Below are 20,328 nucleotides of genomic sequence, written 5' to 3' on the forward strand. Positions count from 1 at the left end.
GATCAACCGGGTGTTGCAAAGTGACCCACGCCAACCGTCATCAAAAAATGATAAGCGCTACGTCGGAACCGCGCGGAGAGGACACGACATGCGACTGAGACTGGCGGCTGGGGCGTTCGGCGCGATCATGCTTTGCGCCGGGGCTGCCCGTGCCGAGGACCCGAAGGCCTTCAAGCTAACCATCGACGGCGTGACCGTCGACATCGATCCTGGCGAGGATATCGATGTGAAGCTCGGCAACGGCAAGACCAGCAAGGTGAGGCTCGAGCACAATGACTTCGCCACCTTCTCCGGCGGCACATTCTCCTTCGTGCATCCCAGCAATTATTCGGTCACCAAGACCGATCTCGGCGACGGCATCGCCCAGTACCTCATGGCTTCGGCACTCGGCACCCTCGTCGTGGTGCAGAAGTATGACAAGATGAACCCGGTCTCCCTCAACCAGCTGATGCTGCAGGAGATGACCAGGGAGACGGTCCAGGCAGGCGGGCAGCTGACACAGCAGCCGACGACCCGCAAACTCGCCGACGGCAAGGAGCTGACAGGCCTCAAGGCCACTGTGAAGACGCGCACCGACAGGGCGGATTTCGAGATCGTCGGCTTCGGCATAGCCGATCAGGGGCTGCTCTTCATCACGCGCATCGGCGAAACCGAACAGCCGCTGATCGACAAATTCTGGGAGACTCTCAAGGTCAAGCTGTAAGGCGTGCCGATATTCAGGTGAGGCGGCTTGACCTGAATTGGATGGGCTTACAGCCCAGTCAATCCGGCCAACCAGCTTGCCGAGCGCTTCGCCGCGTCCACCGTCGCGCCGGCGGCGCGGCTGAGATCGGTCTTGACCACGGCATAGCCTGCCTTGGTGCGGTAAAGCACGGCGCGGCCGCCATCGACCGACCCATCGAAGGCGACAGGCTTCGCGGCTTCCGTTTCGCTGGCCGTCACGGTTCCGCCCACTGGAACGCTTGGGCGATGGTCGAGCTCGGGCGGCAGCGGGGCGATGGTTTCGACCACGCGGTTCCTGGGCTTCAGATCCGGCCTGGAGGCTTTCGCGGCAAGCTCGGAGGAAGAGGCCGAGCCCTTGACGCGGCAGATGCCTGAAACCAGCGGATAGTTGAAATTGCGCTGGTGCAGCATCTGGCTCTTCATCGCCGCTTCGCAGTCGGCGATCGTCGCCCATTTGGCCGGCGTCTCGCCGATATATTCGCAGAGCTTCGCGTCGCAGTCGCAGCCGACAATGGTCATTGCGACAAGGGCGGTCTTGATCACGGTCTTGTCCCTTCGAAATCGCTCCCATTCCCCACTTGCATCAATCCATGCCGAACAAGGCGGGATTTGGCCGCGATTGTGAAAATGTGGATGACGGGAGGTTTCGGAAGATTGCTCAGGTGGCGACTGTGACCAAAATGCCTCAGGCAGGCTTGGCTAGCCCAAAAAGACAGTCGGCGCTGGGATTTCTCCCAGCGCCTCCCTGTCAGATCAGGAACCGGTTGAGGCAGCAACTTCCGTAAAGTCGTCGCGCCAGGCCGGCCTTGATTTTGACGGTCCTGCCAGTCGCCGCCCGAAGGCAGCGCCCGTTCCAGACCACGCCGATCTCCACCCTTACGGGCTTCGCCCAGCGTGCCATCGAAGGTTTTTCCCGGCCTTCATGGCAGCATCGGTCCGCCGTCGGCGTTGGCACGCTTTCCGCGGCACCCGTAGGTCTCGGCATCCGTCCCTCCAACAGGCGAACCTGCTCTCGTTCTGGGCCGTACGGGCCTCAGGAAATCCGCCTTGCGCTTTTGCCTTTCGGCTGGGGCGTTCAGTGGCCGCCTGAGATGGGTTGAATGTACGCCGGGTAAGCGGATTGCGGAATGCCCACTCGCCTGTGGATAGCGGGATTATCGGGGACCGAGGGCAAAAGCCTCGGAATTCGGCGGCCGAACCCTGCCCCGCTTTTTTAGCGACCTTCGATATTGGAGCCTTGTCGCGCCGCCCGGTCCGCGTTTGAATGTCGGCAAAAGAGTTTGGGTCGGCAAAAGACTTCGGGCGCCAGCGCGGACTCCGCCGCGCATTTCGCGCGATGTGCCTCGGGGGAGGTCGGATTGAAGGTCGGGGTGGTTCTCAATCCGATTGCTGGAGGCGGCAGGCTCAAGCGGCACTGGGCGGAGGTGGCGGCATCGCTCAAGACAAATTTCGGCGATTTCGACCTGCGCGAGACGCAAGCCGCCGGCGACGCCGAGCGGCTGGCGATCGACCTCGCCGCCGGCGGATGCGACCTGGTGATCGCGGCCGGCGGCGACGGCACCGCCAGCGAAGTGGCCGACGGGCTGCTGCAGGCGCAGGACGAGATCGGAAGGACGAGCGAGCTCGGGCTTTTGCCCTGCGGTACCGGCATCGACTTCGCGCGTGGGCTCGGCATGCCGCGCGGCATCGATGCCACGCTGAAACGGATCGCTGATACCAAGGCGCGAAAAGTCGACGCCGGGCGGGTCTGCTACATCGACGATCATGGCAAGCTGGCCAGCCGCCACTTCATCAACATCGCCAGCCTCGGCCTGTCCGGCGCGACGGATCGCGCCATCAATGCCGACAAGCGCAAGGGCAGGGTCTCGTCCAAGGCGCTGTTCTTCTGGCGCACGGTGCTGGAGTTCGTCCGCTACCGCTTCCAGGACGTCCGGATCACCATCGACGACGGCGAGCCGGTCGAGGCGCGAATGGCGCTGGTGGCGGTGGCCAACGGCAAATTCTTCGGCGGCGGCATGATGATCGCGCCGGACGCCGAGCTCGCCGACGGCCAGTTCGACATCGTCATCCTGCGCGCTGCCGGCAAGCTCGGGCTGATAAGGGACATCCGCCTGCTCTATGGCGGGCGGCACCGCAACCATCCGGCGATCACCATCCTGCGCGGCCGCAAGGTGCTGGTCGAGCCGTTGGGCGATGCCGAGAAAAATGGCGCGCTGGTCGATATAGACGGCGAGTCGCCGGGCCGGATTCCGGCGACGTTCGAGATCCTGCCCGGCGCCCTGACCTTAAGAGGTTGAATCAACTGGCTGAGGGCTTGATTCAGCAGGTAAGGCCAGCCCATTGAAATAACTAGCTAAATTTCTACCAGACTACAGTCCAAGCTTGGCCGGGAAGCCCGGCGCGCGCAGCTCAACGCCGACCGCATCCTCGAGCAGCTTGACGATCTGCGTCGACCAGGCGTCGCCGCCATAGGCGCGCTTGCCTTGCTCGAAGATCGCGTTGACGCGTGTCGCCAGATCGAGCGGCGCGCCGAAATCCCTGCCCATGGCGAGCGCGAAGCCGAGATCCTTCAGCGCCAGGTCCATGGTGAAACCGATGTCGTAGGAGCCGTTGAGCACGAGCTGGCTTTCGGTCTCGTGGACGAAGCTGTTGCCGGAAGAGGCCGCGATCGCGTGATAGGCCTGGGCGAGGTCGAGACGGCCTTGCTTGGCCAGCATCAGCGCCTCGCCCGCGGCGACGAGATGGATGAAGGCCAGCATGTTTGTGATCACCTTGATCACCGCCGCCGAGCCGACTGGTGCATCAGGAAGGATCTTGCGCACATCGCCTCGATGGCCGGGCGATGGCGTTCGTAGAGCGCGGCGTCGCCGCCGACGAGCGCCGTGATCCTGCCCACTGCGGCCAGATGCACGCCGCCGGTGACCGGACATTCCAGCGTCTCGATGCCCTTTGCCGAAGCAAGCGCGGCGAGCCGCAAAATCTCGTCACGGCCGTTGGTCGACATCTCGATCCAGGTGCCACCCTTAGGTAGGCCCTGGAGCAATCCGTCCGGGCCGGCGAGCACTGCTTCGCTGACCCTGGGCGAGGGCAGGCAGGTGATCGCGTTGCCGGCGCGGGCAGCGGCCTCGGCCGGGCCCGCCGCCGCAATGGCGCCGAGCGCGACGAGGCACTCGACCGCCGCCGGGTCGCGATCGAAGACCGTGACGGCGAAGCCTTTGCGCAGCAGGCTGGCGGCAAGGTTGCCGCCGAGATGGCCCAGACCGATGAAGGCGTAAGCGAGGGTCACGGCATCAGCGGCGTCTGCATCATCTGCAGATGCAGGTCCAAGCCGCTATAGGGGTGCGCGTCGCAGACCGCCTCGTCTAGCTCGACGCCGAGGCCCGGCTCCTTCGACGGGATGACGTTGCCGTCCTGCCATCCGATCTTCTTCTTGAGCAGGGTGGCGTGAAAACCGTCCCACTGTTTCAGCGATTCCAGGATGAGGAAATTGGGCAGCGTCACCGCGAGCTGGATGTTGGCGGCGCCGACGATCGGGCCGCAATAGCAGTGCGGCGCCACCTGGATGTGGTAGGCCTCGGCCATGGCGGCGATCTTCTTGGTTTCGAGGATGCCGCCGGAGCGGCCGAGGTCGGGCTGCAGGATGGTCGCGGCGCGGTTTTCGATGACGCGGGCGAACTCGAATTTCGTCGTCAGCCGCTCGCCCGTGGCGATCGGAATCGAGGTGCCGCGGGCTACCTGCGCCATCACCTCGGGCATATCCGGCGGCACCGGCTCCTCGAACCAGAGCGGATCGTAAGGCTCGATGGCGCGCGCCAGGCGCAGCGCGCCCGAAGCGGTGAACTGGCCATGCGTGCCGAACAGGATGTCCGCCCTGTTACCGACGGCCTCACGGATCGCCTTGATCATGCGCGCCGACAGGTCGATGTCGATCAAGCGCGGCTGGTGGCCGTCATAGGCAGTGTAGGGGCCGGCCGGGTCGAGCTTCACGGCGTTGAAGCCCTGCTCGACATATTCGAGCGCGCAGGCGGCGGCCATGTCTGGGTCGTTATAGACGTTCTTGCCCCGCGCATCTTCCGAATGGACGCTGCCGGTGTGCGGATAGAGATAGGTGTAGGAGCGCAGCGTCTCATGCACCTGGCCGCCAAGCAGCTTGTAGACCGGCTTGTCCGCCTCCTTGCCGATGATATCCCAGCAGGCCATTTCGAGCGCCGAGAAGCAGCCCATGCCAGAGACGTCCGGGCGCTGGGTGAAGCCGGACGAGTAGACGCGGCGGAACAGGTTTTCGAGATCGTGCGGGTCGCGGCCGACGAGGTAGCGTTCGGCCATGTCCTCGATCATCCTGGCGGTGACATGCGCCGAGAAGGTGGCGTTGTAGGCTTCGCCATAGCCGACGACGCCGCCATCGGTGGTGAGCTTGACGAAGATGAAATACTTGCCGCCGATGCCGGGCGGCGGGTTGCCGACAACCCAGGTCTTGACGTCGGTGATTTTCATTTCTGATCCTCCAGAACCAGCTCGGCGCCTTTCCATCCGGTCAGGATCGAGGCGGCGTTGGTGTTGCCCGTGATGTTGTCGGGGAAAATCGAAGCGTCGATGACGCGCAGGCCCTCGAGCCCGTGCACCCGAAGCCGTGGATCGACGACGGCGCGCGCGGCGTCCGGCCCCATGCTGCAGGTCGAGACCGGGTGGTAGACCGTGCCCGAGCGCTTCCTGAAATCCTGGATGAGGTCGGCGTCCGATTGGATCGAGGGACCAGGCAGCACCTCTTCCTCGATGATCTCGGCCATGGCCGGCATCGCGGCGATCCTGCGCACGAACTTCACCGCGGCCAGCATCTCGTCGACATCGGCATTGGTCGAATAGGCGTTGGCCGTGATCCTCGGATAGTCGCGCGGATTGTTTGAGCGGATCATGATCTCGCCGCGGCTCGACGGGCGGCAGTTGGACAGGCCGATCGAGAAACCCGGCCAGGGGTCGGGCGTCAGGATCGGACGTTCGCCGCTCTTCGGGATGACGGTCGAGAAGGCCTGGAAATAAAGCTGCATGTTCGGCCGCGCCATCGACGGATCGGTGCGGAAGAAGCCGCCGGCATTGTTCATCGACAGCGACAGCGGACCGGAGCGCAAGAGGATGTATTGCATGCCGACGAGCAGCTTGCCCCACCAGGGCCGCAGGATCTGGTTCAGCGTCGGCAGCTTGCCTTTGAACGTGTAGTTGATGCCGACATGGTCCTGCAGGTTGGCGCCGACATTGTCGTTGGCGTGGACAACCGGGATCCCCAGATTGCCAAGCAGCGCCTCGGGGCCGACGCCGGACAGCTGCAGCAACTGCGGCGAGTTGATCGAGCCGCCCGAGAGGATCACCTCGCGGCCGGCGCTCGCGGTTTTCTTCGTGCCGTTCTGTTCATATTCGACGCCGACGGCGCGCTTGCCCTCGAACAGGATTCTTGTCGCCAGTGCGTTGGTCTCGACGCGAACGTTGGAGCGTGTCATCGCCGGGCGCAGGAAGGCGCGGGCGGCAGACATGCGGCGGCCGTTCCTGGTCGTGATCTGGTAGACGCCGACGCCTTCCTGGAAGGCGCCGTTGAAGTCCGGATTGAAGGGCAGCCCGGCCTGCTCGGCGGCGGCGAGATAGCGCTTGGTCAGCGGGTGCACCGCGCGCGAACAATCGGTGATATGCAGCGGTCCGCCGACGCCGCGCCATTGGTCGGCGCCGGCCGCATTGTCCTCCATCGCCTTGAAGGAGGGCAGCAGATCGTCATAGCCCCAGCCCGGATTGCCGGCGGCCGCCCAGGCGTCGAAATCCTCGCGCGCGCCGCGGATGAAGACCATGGCGTTGATCGAGCTCGAGCCGCCGAGCAGCTTGCCGCGCGGCCAGTGGTCGGCATTTCCGGCGAGACCGGGATCCGGCTCGGCCTTGTAGTTCCAGTTGACGGCCGGGTCGAAGAAGGTCTTGCCGTAGCCGAGCGGCATCTGGACGTAGAACCTTTGATCGGTCCCGCCGGCCTCCAGCACCAGCACCGAGAAGCGGCCCGAAGCCGACAATTTGTCGGCCACGACCGAACCGGCTGAGCCGGAGCCGACGATGATGAAATCATAAGTCTGCATGATAGGCGGGCGCGCTCCGAAATTCGCGGCCTAGCCTAGACATTGCCGGTTCACGTCGTCGCCGGACCTTCCGGCATGGCTTGTGAAAAAAGCGACTGCTCCGGCGGCGCAGTTTTCGCTTTCAGCAGAGCTTGCGACATCGCAATCGCATTGGTACGGGTTCAGGAAAGCAGCGGCTGAAGGAGTTTCCTATGGTGCATTACGCGGACGGAAAACCTCTTGGCGATCTCACGCTGCGCACGCTCGCCATGCCGTCCGACGCCAATGCCGCCGGCGACATCTTCGGCGGCTGGGTGATGGCGCAGATGGACCTTGCCTGCGGCATCCGCGCCGCCGAGCGCGCCAAGGGCCGGGTGGTCACCGCCGCGGTCAAGGAGATGTCCTTCGCCAAGCCGATGAAGATCGGCGACACGCTATGCATCTACACCCATGTCGAGCGCGTCGGCCGCACCTCGATGGTGCTCAAGGTCGAGGCCTGGGCGCAGCGCTACCTTTCCGACCTGATGGAGAAGGTCACCCATGCCGATTTCGTCATGGTGGCGCTCGACGGCGAAGGCAAGCCGAAGCCGGTTCCGGCCGAGAGCTGACGGGTCTCCGATTCTCCCCAGGCTTGCCGTTTTGTAACGACGCCCGCGCGGCAGATGCGCTCCGCGACATCCAATGGTTGCCTTCGCGCCCCAGTTAGTGGTCGCGCGAGGGGAAAACAATGCGTCAACACATGCTGAACGGCTGGCTCGTGGCCGCCCTTATTGCTCTGGTCTGCCTGCTCGGCGTTACAGCCTATGTGGAGATCAGCAAAGACCTTCCACGCGTTGCCTGCGTGAGGGACCCGAAGGCGATCGACAAGAAGGACGCGCAGCACGAGAACTGCTCGACACCATGCTGCACCACTACCGCTGCAAGCGCCTGATCGGTGGCCGCCTAAAGACAGTCATCCTTGTCGAGACGGTTACGCGGACACAACTGCGAGGCTAGCTGGAGAGCCGCAGCAAATCCGATCAAAGCCGGAGGCACGACAGGCCCGGCGCCGAGCGACACGGGTTGTTCAATGGTTCGCAAACCTTTGAACCAAAAAGGGGTTCAGGCTTGCTGGCTGTCGAATTTCGCTCTCGCTTCGCGGACCCGATTTGTGTTCTTGCGCGCCCATTCGCCCAGAGCGCCGACCGGCACGAGCAGCTCATGACCGAGCTCGGTCAGCTCGTAATCGACACGCGGCGGAATGGTCGGAAACACTTTTCGCGTCACGAACCCATCGCGTTCCAGACCGCGCAAGGTGGTGGTCAGCATTTTTTGCGAAATGCCGCCGACGGCGGCGCGCAATTCGTTGAAGCGCATCGCGCCGTCACCCAGCTTGCCGACCACGAGCACGGTCCATTTATCGCCGACCCGCTGCAGGATTTCCGACACGGCACGGCAGTCTTCGGTGATATGCGGGTGCCTCAGTAACATAAACGTGCCCCCTTGCGCGCTGGTTTGTCAGTATCACATATAGCGCCGGTATCCAAACGATACCAGAAATTCCCGCAAGGAGAGCCCCTTATGTCCAAGCCCAAAATCGCCATCGTCGTCGGTTCGACGCGCGCCGCCCGCTTCGCCGACGTGCCGACGCAGTGGATCGCCAAGATCGCCAAGGCTCATGCCGACATCGACGTCGAGATCGTCGATCTGCGCGACTGGCCGCTGCCCTTCTTCGACGAGGTCGCATCCTCCGCCTGGGCGCCGTCGCAGAACGAAGTGGCGCAGCGCTGGCAGAAGAAGGTCGCCGAGTTCGACGGCTTCATCTTCACCGCCGCCGAATACAATCACGCTCCGACCGGTGTCTTGAAGAACGCCATCGACTACGCCGCCAATGAATGGAACAAGAAGCCGGCCGGCTTTGTCGGCTACGGCTCGGTCGGCGGCGCGCGCGCGGTCGAACAGCTCCGCCTGATCGCCGTCGAGCTGCAGATGGCGCCGGTCAAGTCGGCCGTCCATATCGCCTGGGGCGATTTCCTTGCGGTGCGCCAGGGCGAGAAGAAGCTCGAGGACATCGAGCATCTGAACCAGGCCGCCGCCGCGCTGGTCAACGACGTCGCCTGGTGGGCCAAGGTGCTGAAGGCGGCCCGCGCCGCCGATGCGATCGCCGGCGAAGCCCAGGCCGCTTAAAGCGCCTGCGAAAAATCATCCTCCCGAAGGGCGGCGCTTGCGTCGCCCTTTTTGTTTGCAGCAACGGCTCGTGCAAGTTCGTTCGCGCCGGCTCGATATGCAGCGCCGGCGCGTCCGATCATACTGACTTGCATAATGCAATCGACTTGGCTATATCTAACTTTCATTTTGAAAGTGAGTCACGAGAATGGTTGCCAGGACGAGCTTCGAAACGCGCCCATGCCCCATCGCGCGCAGCCTCGACGAGGTCGGCGAGTGGTGGAGCATCCTGTTGCTGCGCGACGCCTTCCAGGGCCTTACCCGCTTCGACCAGTTCCAGAAGAGCCTTGATATCGCGCCCAACATGCTGACGCGGCGGCTGAATAGCCTGGTCGAGCGCGGGCTGTTCGAGAAGCGCGCCTACTGCGAGCGGCCGCTGCGCCATGAATATGTGCTGACGGCCAAGGGCCGCGATTTCCGGCCGGTGCTGCTTACGCTGCTTGCCTGGGGCAACCGGCACCTGGCGCCCGAGGGCCCGAGCCTTGTCGTGGTCGACACGGCGGACGGGCGCTGGGCCGATCCGGTCCTGGTCGACAAGGAGACCGGCAGGCAACTCGACAGCGGCGGCTTCGCCTTGGCCACCGGGCCGAGGGCCAGTGATCGCATGCGGCGGCACTATCGCTTCAGCAGCCAAGGGCCGGGCCTCCCGCTGATCGAGAACGGCGGCCAGGAAGAGGCGCGAAGCAGATGAACAAGGCTCTTTCCCCGGCCGAGTTGCAGGCCTCCGTCGTTGAAGCCCCGAAGCCGGCGAGGAAGCGGCGCAAGCCGCTGCTGCTCGGGGCAGCCCTGATCGCTATCGCTGCCGCCGGTTGGTTTGGCGCCGAGTGGTGGCAGGCCAACCGCTTCATGGTAACGACCGACGACGGCTATGTGGGCGGCAATGTCACGCCGCTGGCGCCGCGCGTCGCCGGCCATATCGACCAGGTGCTCGTCGAGGACAATCAGCATGTCAGCGCCGGCCAGCCGGTCATCCGCATCGACGACAGGCCGTTCAAGGCGGCGCTGGAACGCGCGCAGGCATCGGTGCAGCAGAAGCAGTCGGCGCTCGACAATCTGCGTGCTCAAATCTCACTGCAGAACTCGCTGATCGAGCAGGCCAGCGCCGATCTCGAGGCGAAGAGCGCCGCCGCTCTCTTCACGGCGCAGGATGCCAAGCGCTACGCGGTGCTCGCCAGCGCCAGGACCGGCTCGCAGCAGGATGCCCAGAAGAGCGCCGCGGCCGACGGCCAGGCGCAGGCCTCCGTCGCCGCCGCGCGGGCCGCGCTTGCGGCGTCGAGGCAACAACTCGACGTCCTCAACACCCAGATTTCGGAAGCGACGGCGGAAGTCGCGGCGGCCAAGGCGGATCTCGACACCGCCCGGCTCGACCTCGGCTTCACGGAAATCCGCTCGCCGATCGACGGCATCGTCGGCAACAGGCTGGCGCAGGTCGGCACCTATGTCTCGCCGGGCAGCTATCTGCTGACCATCGTTCCCGCCTCGGGCCTATGGGTCGACGCCAATTTCAAGGAAGACCAGTTGCGGGCGATGGCCGACGGGCAGGCCGCTACCGTCTATGCCGATATCGCTCCCGACCAGCCGCTCAAGGGCCATGTCACCAGCCTGGGGCCGGCCACGGGGGCGATCTTCAGCGTCATCCCGCCGCAGAACGCGACCGGCAATTTCACCAAGATCGTGCAGCGGGTGCCGGTGAGGATCGCGATCGATGCCGACCAGGCGGGCAAGGTGGCGCTGCGGCCAGGCCTGTCCACCGTCGTCACCGTCGATACCGGATCGCATTGAGGGCGCCATGTCAGCGCCGGCCGCCCCGCAATCCTTCCTCGCCAGCATCCTGCCATTCATGGTGATGTGCGTGGGGATGTTCATCGCGCTGCTCGACATCCAGATCGTCGCCTCCTCGCTGCAGGATATCGGCGGCGGCCTGTCGGCCGCGCAGGACCAGATCGGCTGGGTCCAGACCTCCTATCTGGTGGCGGAGATCATCGTCATCCCGCTGTCGGGCTGGCTGACGCGGGTGTTTTCAACGCGCTGGCTTTTCACCATCTCAGCGGCCGGCTTCACGCTTGCCAGCATGCTGTGCGGCTTTGCCTGGAACATCGAAAGCATGATCGTGTTCCGGGCGCTGCAGGGGCTGCTCGGCGCCTCGATGATCCCGACGGTGTTCACCTCGTCCTTCCACTATTTCCAGGGCCCGAGGCGCCTCTATGCCGCCGCCGTCGTCGGCAGCATCGCCTCGATCGCGCCGACGCTAGGGCCAGTCATCGGCGGCTGGATCACCGACACGTTGAACTGGCACTGGCTGTTCTACGTCAATGTCATCCCCGGGGCGGTCATCACCGTGCTCGTCGCGCTGCTGGTCAAGATTGACAAGGGTGATCTGTCGTTGCTGAAGGGCGCGGACTATATCGGCATGGCGCTGATGGCGGTCAGCCTTGGCACGGCGGAATATGTGCTGGAGGAAGGCTCGCGCTGGAACTGGTTCGACGACGCCACGATCCGCAACGGCGCCGTCGTCGCCGTGGTCACGCTCATCCTGTTCGTCGTCCGCAGCCTGACCTATTCGCAGCCGGTGGTCGACTTCCGCGCCTTCGGCAACCGCAATTTCGCCATCGGCTGCTTTTTGTCCTTCATCACCGGCATCGGCATCTTCGCCACGATCTATCTTACGCCGCTGTTTCTCGGTTATGTGCGGGGCTACAACGCGTTCGAGACGGGGCTGGCGGTGTTCTCCACCGGCGTTGCCTCGATGGTAGGCGTTCCGGTATACATCTTCCTCGCCAAGCGCTTCGACACGCGCTGGCTGGTGATGTTCGGGCTGGCCTCCTTCGGCGCCTCGATGTGGAGTTTTTCCGCCATCACCAGCCAGTGGGGCTCGGCCGAGCTTCTCCTGCCGCAGATCTTTCGCGGTTTCCCACAGGTCTTCGCCGTCGCGCCCAGCGTCAATCTCGGGCTCGGCAGCCTGCCACCGGAACGGCTGAAATATGCCAGCGGCCTGTTCAACACCATGCGCAATCTGGGTGGCGCGGTCGGCATCGCGATTTGCGGCGCGATCCTCAACAACCGCACCAACTTCCATTTCCTGACGATCGCTTCGCATCTGACGCCGCAGAACGAAGCGGCCATGCGCCTCGTCGACAACGTCGCGCAGCGCTATGGACAGCTGCCCGGCGCCGTCGACGACGGCCATGCCGCGGCGCTGAAGCAGCTCTGGCAGCTCGCTTATCGCGAGGCTTCCACCATGGCCTATGCGGACGCGTTCCTGGTCATCATGGTGGCGTTCGTCATCGCCACGGCGCTGGTGCCGTTCCTGCGCAACGTGACGCCGAAGGCGCCGCCGCCGGATGCGCATTGAGGGGTGCGCGGTTCGCGGCGACGCAGTTTACCGCGACCCCGCCCCAAACCAGCGGATAAAGGCAGCATCCTTGCCGGTGATGTCCTTCACCGCTTTCAGCAACGCCTCGTGCAGGGTTTGCATGGAGCGGTAGTGATCGCATTGCGTCGATATCAACGGGGCCACAATACTGCGATGCAGCTCTCCCGCCGCCATCAGGAACCGCTCAAGCTCCGACTCCGATAATTGCTTTGCCTTGTTGCGACGAACCACCGCGACCTCCTGCGAGAATCGCCCCACCAAGGATTAAATTCCTATACGCGTCGGAAAGTTTCCAGCGACCGCTGGTTGCCTTTTTCGGCCTATTGCCGCCAGCCTACCACTTCACGCTGAAGCCTACCGAGCCGCCGAAGGCATGACTGTCGCCGAAATCCTCCAGGCTGGTGCGCGCCAGCAGCTCGCCATGGACGGAATAGTGATCGTCGGCCCAGCTCAGCGAGCCGCCGACGCCGAGGCCGCCCCAAAGCTGCTGCGGCTTGCTGGTCAGCCTGGTGCCCGAGACGTCGACATCGGTGCCGTCGAGGAAGTCATAATAGAGATTGGCGATGCCATAGACATGTGAGCGGCTGGTCTGGCCCGCGCTGCCCTTCCACTCGCTTTCATAGTCGGCGGAGAGGCCGAGGCGGCCGATCAGGCTGTCGCTGCTGCCGTTGGAGACCAGCGCGCCGTAAGGATCGGTGAAACTGTCGAAGGCGACCGAGGCATAGGAGAGCTGGGCCTGCGGCGTCAGCGACCAGTTGCCATGAAGCGCGATCTTCTGCCCGGCCTCGATGCCGAGGCCGTAGCCGAAGCCGTTGTTGCCGTCGGCGAGCTTCCTGCCGAGCGTCGCGGAGGACAGATCGCTGTCGAACCAGGTGAGCTCGGCCTGGGTGTCGACATAAAAACCGTTCTTGCCGTACCAGGTCAGCGTGCCGCCGAAGCCGTAGCCGGTTGCGTCGATCGAGCCGGTGCCGAAGGACGAGGAGACGTCCGATTTTACCGTGCCGTAGTGGACGGTGAGACCGCCGACCAGCATGCCGGAGGCAGTCTCGGAAAGCAGCATGTCGAGACCAGCCTGCAGCCGCCACAGATCGGCGTCATAATCGGTGCCGGTGGTGCTCGTGCCCGGCTCGAATTCGCTGTGCGAGGCCTCGATGCGCCCCCAGATCGGGTTGCCGCGCTGGGTGCCTGCCGCCGATTGCGCCTCGCCGCCCCACGAGCGGTTGCCGATGCGCTGCTGCAGCGTGCCGAGCTGGGTGAAGCTCTGCAGCACGCCGGCATAGGCCTCGTAGACCGGCACGGCGGGTGAATAGAGCGGCGAGGTCGGGCCGCCCGGATCGACGGGATTGATCAGCGCCGAGCGCAGATACCAGTCGCCGTCGGCCGGCGTGCTGACGCCGTTATGGTAGAGCCGATAGGCATAGGCGCCGGCGACCACCGCCTGGTCGCCCTGGAAGACGTAGTCGCCCTGCAGGTTGAAGGTGCCGGCGGAGACGCCGCCGACATCGACGATCTTGATGCCGTTGACGGTCTGCGCGCCGGCGCCGCCAAGGCCGATCACCTTGACGTTGGCGGTTCCGGAAGTGTTGCCGGTGATGATGAGCTTGTCGGTGGAAGATGCATCGCCGTCGAGGATCGCTTCGATCTCGACTGTGCCGCCGGCGCCAACGAAATTGCCCTGGATGGTCAATTGGCCGATCGAGTTGCCGGGCGCGATGACGCCGCCGGTCTGCAGCGTCGTCGACCCCACCGTGCCGTTGCCGCCGAGAGCGCCGCCATTGAGGATGGTCACCGCGGAGTTGGCAAGCGAGCCGTTGACCGAGAGCTTGCCGGCCCCGATCGTGGTTGCGCCGCTCAGCGTGTTGATGCCGGTGAGGTTGAGGTTGCCGCTCCCCGTCTTGGCCAGCGTGCCGGTGCCGGAGATAACGCCGGAGAAGATCGCATCGGCCGGCTGGTTGAAGACCAGGGCCGCGTTGTCAAGGATATCGCCGGTGCCGAAGCTCGTTGCCTGGCCGATCAGCGTGCCGGTCGAGATCGTCGTGCCGCCGCTGTAGGTGTTCGTGCCGGAAAGCACGAGCGTGCCGGTATCGGTCTTCACCAGGCCGCCGGTTCCGGCGATCGCAGCGGCGATGGTCGCCGTCACGCCGGCGTCGGTCCTGATCATCGTGGCGGCGGTGTTGGTGGTGAGCGTGTCGCCGTCGATCACATAGCCGTTGGTCATGAACTGCATGCCGGTGAAGCCGACCGTGCCGGCGGAATCATCCACCGTGACGGTGCCGGCCTGACCGGCGAACACCGCGAAATCCTGACCCCACTTGCCTTTGATCGCGCCGTCGGCTTCCGTCCAGTTGCGGTTCGTCGCATCCCACACGCCGTCACCGCCGTCGATCACGCCGTTGTCGTGCAGCCCCGTATTGCCGCCATCCCAGAAGCCCAGCGTCACGCCGGCGCTGGAGATCAGGTTCACCTCACCGGCGATGCTGGTCTGGATGAAGAGATCGCTCGCGGAGACGGGCGTGGTCCCGAACTCAAGCCCGTTGTCCGTCAACGCACCGCCGTAATTCATGAGCCGGTAGACGCCGGGGCCGAAGCCGCCGACATCGGTGATGTTCAGCGTGCCGTCGAGGGTGAGATCACCGTTGACCACGATCAAGTCGTTGACGCCGCTGCCGACCGTCCCGGGAGTGCCGAGCTCGTAGTCGAGTTTCGCGCTTGCGTTGAGCGTCAGCGAGCCGACCGTGAGCGTGCCGGGGCTGTCGCCCGGCGCGATGGTGCCATCTACCGTCACCGGCCCCGCGATGGTTCCCACGCCCGACAGGGTGCCGGAACTGCCGACGCTGACGGCGGTATTTCCAAGCGAGCCATCGACGCGCAGCCTGCCTGCGTCGACCGTCGTCGCGCCGGTATAGGTGTTCGTACCGGAGAGCGTGAGCGTGCCGGTGCCCAGCTTGGCAAGAGAGCCGCCGGCGCCTGAGATCGAGCCGGAGAACGCGGTGCTGGCGTCGCCCCCGATCGCCAGTTTCCTGTCGCCGAGAGCGACATTGCCGGCGCCCGACAAGGACCCGATCGTCTCGTCATCGCTGTCAATGCCCGTGATGCCAGAGGAGATGGAGGGCCGCGCGAGCGACAGCGTGGCGCCGGCCGCCACTGTCACGGCCGAGGCGTCGGGAATGGAGTCGATGCCCGTACCGACCGCATAGAGCGTGCCGCCCAGGATTTGTGTCGCGCCCTGGTAGCTGTTGTTGCCGGCCAGAACCTGTCGGTAGGCGCCGTTCTTGACGAAGCCGCCGGTTCCGCTGATGCCGCCGTAGAACAGCGCGATCGTGTTGGCGAAATTCGTGCTGGTGGTGAGGTCGCCGACAAGCTCCACCGTGCCGGCATCGCCAGACAGTGTGCCGATGGTCTCGTCGTCGAGGACGCGGAACACACCGGCTTGCGCAATCACCGCAGACTGGTCGCCGATGGCGTTGCCGCCCTTGGCCTCGAGGGTCCCGCCCAGAATCCGCGTGCCGCCGGTATAGCTGTTGTTGCCCGATAAGGTCAGCGTGCCGGCGCCGGTCTTGGTGAGAAGGCCGCTGCCGCTGATGGTACCCGTCAAGCCAAGGTTGGCATCAGTCTGGACCGTGCCATTGTCGGTCAGGGCGACATTGCGGCTGCTGGTGAAGGCGGACGTCGTCTGCAGCGTGCCGCCATTGAAGGTCAGGCCGCCGGAAGCGGCGCCGAGATTGGTGTCGGCGGAGACCGACAGCGTGCCATCGCTCAGTGTCCACGGCGTGACCGCGGATGTCGTTCCCGTCAAAGTCCAAGTGCCGGTGCCGGTCTTCTGATAGAGTCCGAACCCGTCATATTTGGCGCCGGGGCCGAGTTGAGAAACGTCGAATGAGCCGTCAGCGCTGCCACCGAGGTTGAACGTATCGGCGGCACTGAAAGCTTTCACGTTGCCAGCAATGTTCGAGGTCGACCAGATCTCGAGCGAGTTGACCCCGCCGGTAAACTGAATTGCCTGACCAGCGAGGCCGCCACCTGATCCCCCTGCGCCACCGGTGATGGTGCCGCCATTGATGACCGCGATCCCCGCGCCCTTGATGCCGGCACCTCCGTCGCCCGGCGCCAAGAGCCCCGTGCCCCCGGCACCGCCGGCGATTGTCCCGTCCGCTTCATTGATGACGGTTCCGCCAGAAAGCAATTGCACGCCGGCACCGCCATCGCCGCCGGCGCCTCCGGAAGTACCAAAACTGTTACCGCCGACGCCGCCGGTCAGGGTGCCGCTGTTGGTAACCGTGCCGCCTACGGTCAGCACGATTGCCGCTGCGCCGCCACCGCCACCGCCGATGACGGTGATACCGCCCGCGCCGCCGGTAACATGGCCGCCGACATCCACGGTCACGTCGGCGTTTGAAAATATGCCGACGCCGCCGCCGCCCGCGCCGCCGCTTCTTGAGGGAGTCCCAGTGTTACCGGGACCTCCTCCGGTGCCGCCAGTTACCATTCCGGCACCCGCGACGGTGACATCGGCTGTGGCCGAGATGCCCACACCGCCGCCGCCGTGCCCACCGGGTGTGGTGGTTGCACCCGCTTGACCTAGTCCGCCTGTCCCACCAGTGACGGTGCCGGATATGGTGGTGATAGTTGTAACAGACTGACCAGTAGCACCGGTGATGCCGGTAGTGCCTCTTGGTCTGCCGGCAACGGTCACACTCGCCCCACCCGGCGCACCGTTGCCGGTGGTAAGATCCACCCCGCCACCGCCGCCGCCGCTGCTGGTAGCGGAAGAATCCGCGTCCTGTCCCGTCGCTCCTGCAAGCGACCCATCGGCGCCGCCAACGCCAAATCCCCCGGTCGTGTTTTTGCCGTTGCCGCCATCAGCCAGGGCAGGCGCCGTGCCGAGTGCCACGGCGATAAGTGCTGCGAGCGAAACACCGGCACGAAGCGCAGCTGCGCCTGCCTTTCCGCCAGACGGAATACCATGAACGCTGCCGCCCGCCCTCATTGAACCGTGCCCCTGAATCCGTTGCCCGCCACGCCGGATCGCCCGCACGGCGCACCGACCAAATCGCCGAGAGGTTAACTTGGCGTTTGATTCCTGTCCCGAAGTTGAATTGTCGATTATCGATATATTGAGCACCGTTACTTAAAGGCAACATTAGGTATTTGGAATGTAAGAAGCATAAATATAAGCTTTTACTTTAATATGACTGGAGCGGAGGGTGGGCGGCGCTTGCGGGCCACGCGCCGAGGCCAATCAAACGGAACCGCGTTCAAGCTCCGCCGACAACAGGACAGGGTCGGAGACGCCGCGGCCGAAAAGCGCCATCACCTTGACCGCGATGCGTTCGCGTTCATCCTCGTCGGCAACGTGCTGCCTTGCGCAGTAGTCGTTCAAGACTTTTATGAGAACGTCGAGCTCCGGCGGAATCCGCCACACCGCATGCTGGGTAGTGTCTCGGTTTGAATTTCGGAAAATTCCGACCGCGTTTGAACGCCACGCCAAAAGTGCCTATGCTTAGCGCTATGGATCCTCAAATGATAAAGCGGCACCTGGCACAAGCGGAGCAGCATGTGGCTGAAGGCGAGAAGCACCTTATCCGCCAGCGCGAACTAATCGCCAAACTCGAACGCGATGGTCATGATACTAAGGAAGCGACTGCGTTTTTGGAGCAGCTTGAGGAGATGCAGGGGATGCACGTCGCCGACAGGGATAGATTGAAGAACGAACTCCGCAATGCCGACAGGACCTAACGGCCAGAAGCGACCCACGATGTGATCGGCAACGCAGTCCGCGTCATGCGCATTGCCGGCAAGACGCGCCTGGAACGCGTTGCACCGAAGCCCGGCAAGCGTGGACCCGACAAAAAGCGCGCCTCACCAGCTTGAAAATTGGCCTTGAAAAACGAGCCTTCGGAGCCTTATAAAAATTGACGTTTCCCATGGCTTCTCTGGAGAGAGCTGCGATGGATAACGTGCCGTGCAACGAAGCGAAGCAGAACGCCGTGGAAGTGGTCGAGGCCTGTGGCGAATGGTTCGTCCACGTCATCGAAAACGGCAAAGATACAATCACCAATTTCGAACTCGAGGCATATGCGCTCAGCTACGCGGAGGGGCAGCGCATTCGCTTGGGAATTGAGAGGATCGCGCGCATCTAAAGCGCGTCGCGATCGTTCGGATTCGCTCCATGCGCTTTAGGTTTTTGATTTTACGCATGTCCTTATCCCGAAACCGGTTCCCACTTTCGGGAGACATGCTTTAGTTGGCTCTTCGGGGCCAACGGCCCGGCCCGCAAATCCTGTGTCACCTTGATAAGCGGGCCGGGTCGCCTTGTGTTCCGAGCTGGGTCGAATTTCAAACTGAGACATTACCTATTCTTCTTCAGTAGCCGCGCCTCCCGAAGAAGCGAACTGGCGTCGATGCCGATCAAGTCGACGAGGTCGCGGGCCTGGGCCTCGGTGATGCCGGTTTCCTTCATGAGAAAGCGGACCCGGAATTCCTTCTCCGCCTTCAATCGCTCGTCGCGTTCGTGCTTGCTCTCGGCCATGGATTTTTCCCCATGACCCGAAACCGCAAGTCGACGCTAAGGTTCCGCTCAGCGCGCCACGGGCCGATGCCCGTCGGGCAGGCGGGTGGCGATCAGCTTGTCGATGCGCCGGCCGTCGAGGTCGACCACCTCGAAACGCCAGCCTTGCGCGTCGACGCACTCGCCGGTCGTCGGCAGGTGGTGGAGATGCGACAGCACATAGCCGGCGACGGTCTCGTAGTCGCGGTTCTCCGGCAGGTCGATGCCCAGCACCTCGGCCATCTCGTCGGCCTGCATGTAGCCCGCGAGCAGCCAGGAGCCGTCGTCGCGCTTGACGGCGTTCTCCTCCTCGCCGGCCTCGAGGTCGGAGCGGAACACGCCGGTGATCGCTTCGAGGATGTCGGCCGGCGTGACGATGCCTTCGAAATGGCCGTACTCATCATGCACCAGTGCCATCGGCACATCCGATTCCCGGAGCTTCTGCAGCACGTCGAGCGCGTCGGCCTGGTCATGCACGATGGGTGCGGCGCGCACGTGCTGGCGCGGATCCAGCACCCTGCCGGCGAGAAGGGCGGCCAGCACGTCGCGCGTCTGGATGACGCCGACCGTGGCGTCGACATTGCCGTCGCCGACCGGCAATCGCGAGTGCTGCGTTTCCATCAGAAGCTTTCGGGTCACCGTCTCGTCGGATTGCAGGTTGAGCCAGTCGACCTCCGTGCGCGGCGTCATCACGGCGCGCACGGCGCGGTCGCCGAGCCGCATCACGCCGGCGATCATGCGGCGCTCGTCGGATTCGATGGTGCCATGGTGCTCGGCCTCGGCGACCAGCATCTTGATCTCCTCGTCAGTGACCTTCTCTTCCGCTTCGCCGGCCTGGCCGAGCAGCCACAGCACGGCGCGGCCGGAGAGGTCGAGCAGGAAGACCAGCGGCGCCGAGACGGTGGCGAGGATCGTCATTGCCGGCGCGGCCCTGACCGCGACGCGTTCCGGGTCCTTGAGCGCGATCTGCTTCGGCACCAGCTCGCCGACGATCAGCGAGGCATAGGTGATCAAGGCGACGACGATGCCGACACCGACGGGGTCGGCGATGTTTTCGCGGATGCCGGTCGACGCCAGATATTGCGCCAGCCGCTCACCAAGCGTCGCGCCCGAGAACGCGCCTGAGAGAACGCCCACCAGGGTGATGCCGATCTGCACCGAGGACAGGAACTTGCCGGGGTTCGAGCCCAGCGCCAGCGCGCGGCCGGCACCCTTGATGTTGCGGTCGATCATCGCCTTGAGGCGGGCGGGCCGCGACGAGACGATGGCAAGCTCCGACATCGACAAAAGGCCGTTCACCAAGATGAGGACGGCAACGACGGCGATTTCAACGTAAAGCATGGGCGGTCAATAGCATTGCTGCAGCGCATTCGAAAATAGCCTGCCGGTATTTT

The 20,328-nt window shown here is 64.3% G+C and carries 19 protein-coding genes and 1 pseudogene; 10 read left to right on the plus strand and 10 right to left on the minus strand.

The window, feature by feature from the left end:
* Positions 1-88 precede the first annotated feature (88 nt).
* The gene (locus EJ072_RS24595) at positions 89-703 is read left to right on the plus strand and encodes a hypothetical protein (RefSeq protein ID WP_126081687.1); all 615 of its coding nucleotides are present in this window, start codon (positions 89-91) and stop codon (positions 701-703) included.
* 47 nt (positions 704-750) lie between these two features.
* On the opposite strand, the gene EJ072_RS24600 is transcribed toward EJ072_RS24595, so the two are convergent.
* Entirely contained in the window at positions 751-1,266 is a 516-nt protein-coding gene (locus tag EJ072_RS24600) for a hypothetical protein (RefSeq protein WP_042646161.1), read from the minus strand.
* 815 nt (positions 1,267-2,081) lie between these two features.
* Here EJ072_RS24600 and EJ072_RS24605 point away from each other — a divergent pair.
* Complete coding sequence (locus tag EJ072_RS24605; RefSeq protein ID WP_126081688.1) at positions 2,082-3,020, plus strand: diacylglycerol kinase family protein; 939 nt, start codon at positions 2,082-2,084, stop codon at positions 3,018-3,020.
* A gap of 72 nt (positions 3,021-3,092) precedes the next feature.
* On the opposite strand, the pseudogene EJ072_RS24610 reads toward EJ072_RS24605, so the two are convergent.
* The 3 genes and pseudogenes from EJ072_RS24610 to EJ072_RS24620 all read right to left on the minus strand — a co-directional run bounded on the left by EJ072_RS24610 (position 3,093) and on the right by EJ072_RS24620 (position 6,830).
* A pseudogene (locus EJ072_RS24610) lies at positions 3,093-4,009 on the minus strand (NAD(P)-dependent oxidoreductase).
* A complete protein-coding gene (locus EJ072_RS24615; RefSeq protein WP_126081689.1) occupies positions 4,006-5,217 on the minus strand; it encodes a mandelate racemase/muconate lactonizing enzyme family protein in 1,212 nt (403 codons plus the stop codon). The pseudogene EJ072_RS24610 and the gene EJ072_RS24615 overlap by 4 nt, the downstream one beginning before the upstream one ends.
* The gene (locus EJ072_RS24620) at positions 5,214-6,830 is read right to left on the minus strand and encodes a GMC family oxidoreductase N-terminal domain-containing protein (protein ID WP_126081690.1); all 1,617 of its coding nucleotides are present in this window, start codon (positions 6,828-6,830) and stop codon (positions 5,214-5,216) included. Before EJ072_RS24620 ends, EJ072_RS24615 begins: the two co-directional genes overlap by 4 nt.
* Before the next feature lie 191 nt (positions 6,831-7,021).
* Here EJ072_RS24620 and EJ072_RS24625 point away from each other — a divergent pair, with 191 nt between their 5' ends.
* Together EJ072_RS24625 and EJ072_RS24630 are read left to right on the plus strand one after the other, a co-directional pair.
* Positions 7,022-7,417 (plus strand): acyl-CoA thioesterase, encoded by a 396-nt coding sequence (locus tag EJ072_RS24625; protein WP_042646168.1) that lies wholly within the window; start codon positions 7,022-7,024, stop codon positions 7,415-7,417.
* A 119-nt stretch (positions 7,418-7,536) separates the two neighbouring features.
* Positions 7,537-7,740, plus strand: coding sequence for a hypothetical protein (locus EJ072_RS24630; RefSeq protein ID WP_126081691.1), 204 nt, complete (start codon positions 7,537-7,539; stop codon positions 7,738-7,740).
* A 170-nt stretch (positions 7,741-7,910) separates the two neighbouring features.
* Here the strand turns inward: EJ072_RS24630 and EJ072_RS24635 are convergent, their stop codons facing one another.
* Complete coding sequence (locus tag EJ072_RS24635; RefSeq protein ID WP_040989613.1) at positions 7,911-8,279, minus strand: helix-turn-helix domain-containing protein; 369 nt, start codon at positions 8,277-8,279, stop codon at positions 7,911-7,913.
* A 90-nt stretch (positions 8,280-8,369) separates the two neighbouring features.
* Here EJ072_RS24635 and EJ072_RS24640 point away from each other — a divergent pair, with 90 nt between their 5' ends.
* The 4 genes from EJ072_RS24640 (at position 8,370) to EJ072_RS24655 (ending at position 12,366) form a co-directional block, all read left to right on the plus strand.
* Positions 8,370-8,975 (plus strand): NADPH-dependent FMN reductase, encoded by a 606-nt coding sequence (locus tag EJ072_RS24640; protein ID WP_040989612.1) that lies wholly within the window; start codon positions 8,370-8,372, stop codon positions 8,973-8,975.
* A gap of 187 nt (positions 8,976-9,162) precedes the next feature.
* Positions 9,163-9,705 (plus strand): helix-turn-helix domain-containing protein, encoded by a 543-nt coding sequence (locus tag EJ072_RS24645; RefSeq protein ID WP_126081692.1) that lies wholly within the window; start codon positions 9,163-9,165, stop codon positions 9,703-9,705.
* The gene (locus EJ072_RS24650; protein WP_126081693.1) at positions 9,702-10,796 is read left to right on the plus strand and encodes an HlyD family secretion protein; all 1,095 of its coding nucleotides are present in this window, start codon (positions 9,702-9,704) and stop codon (positions 10,794-10,796) included. Before EJ072_RS24645 ends, EJ072_RS24650 begins: the two co-directional genes overlap by 4 nt.
* Positions 10,797-10,803: 7 nt before the next feature.
* Positions 10,804-12,366: a DHA2 family efflux MFS transporter permease subunit gene (locus EJ072_RS24655; RefSeq protein WP_126081694.1), complete on the plus strand. Its 1,563-nt coding sequence runs from the start codon at positions 10,804-10,806 to the stop codon at positions 12,364-12,366.
* Positions 12,367-12,393: 27 nt separating this feature from the next.
* On the opposite strand, the gene EJ072_RS24660 is transcribed toward EJ072_RS24655, so the two are convergent.
* The 3 genes from EJ072_RS24660 to EJ072_RS36120 all read right to left on the minus strand — a co-directional run bounded on the left by EJ072_RS24660 (position 12,394) and on the right by EJ072_RS36120 (position 17,767).
* Entirely contained in the window at positions 12,394-12,618 is a 225-nt protein-coding gene (locus EJ072_RS24660; RefSeq protein ID WP_126081695.1) for a hypothetical protein, read from the minus strand.
* 103 nt (positions 12,619-12,721) lie between these two features.
* Positions 12,722-16,771, minus strand: a complete 4,050-nt coding sequence (locus EJ072_RS24665) for an autotransporter outer membrane beta-barrel domain-containing protein (protein ID WP_189343089.1) — start codon at positions 16,769-16,771, stop codon at positions 12,722-12,724.
* A gap of 855 nt (positions 16,772-17,626) precedes the next feature.
* Complete coding sequence (locus EJ072_RS36120) at positions 17,627-17,767, minus strand: hypothetical protein (RefSeq protein WP_189343090.1); 141 nt, start codon at positions 17,765-17,767, stop codon at positions 17,627-17,629.
* Between the two features lie 140 nt (positions 17,768-17,907).
* Here EJ072_RS36120 and EJ072_RS24670 point away from each other — a divergent pair, with 140 nt between their 5' ends.
* Together EJ072_RS24670 and EJ072_RS24675 are read left to right on the plus strand one after the other, a co-directional pair.
* Positions 17,908-18,123, plus strand: coding sequence for a hypothetical protein (locus tag EJ072_RS24670; RefSeq protein ID WP_245463347.1), 216 nt, complete (start codon positions 17,908-17,910; stop codon positions 18,121-18,123).
* A 212-nt stretch (positions 18,124-18,335) separates the two neighbouring features.
* Complete coding sequence (locus tag EJ072_RS24675) at positions 18,336-18,527, plus strand: hypothetical protein (protein ID WP_126081697.1); 192 nt, start codon at positions 18,336-18,338, stop codon at positions 18,525-18,527.
* A gap of 209 nt (positions 18,528-18,736) precedes the next feature.
* Here the strand turns inward: EJ072_RS24675 and EJ072_RS24680 are convergent, their stop codons facing one another.
* Complete coding sequence (locus EJ072_RS24680) at positions 18,737-18,916, minus strand: hypothetical protein (protein ID WP_126081698.1); 180 nt, start codon at positions 18,914-18,916, stop codon at positions 18,737-18,739.
* 48 nt (positions 18,917-18,964) lie between these two features.
* Entirely contained in the window at positions 18,965-20,275 is a 1,311-nt protein-coding gene (locus EJ072_RS24685; RefSeq protein ID WP_126081699.1) for a hemolysin family protein, read from the minus strand.
* Positions 20,276-20,328 lie beyond the last annotated feature (53 nt).

The organism is Mesorhizobium sp. M2A.F.Ca.ET.046.03.2.1 (assembly GCF_003952425.1).
Classification (GTDB): Bacteria; Pseudomonadota; Alphaproteobacteria; order Rhizobiales; family Rhizobiaceae; genus Mesorhizobium.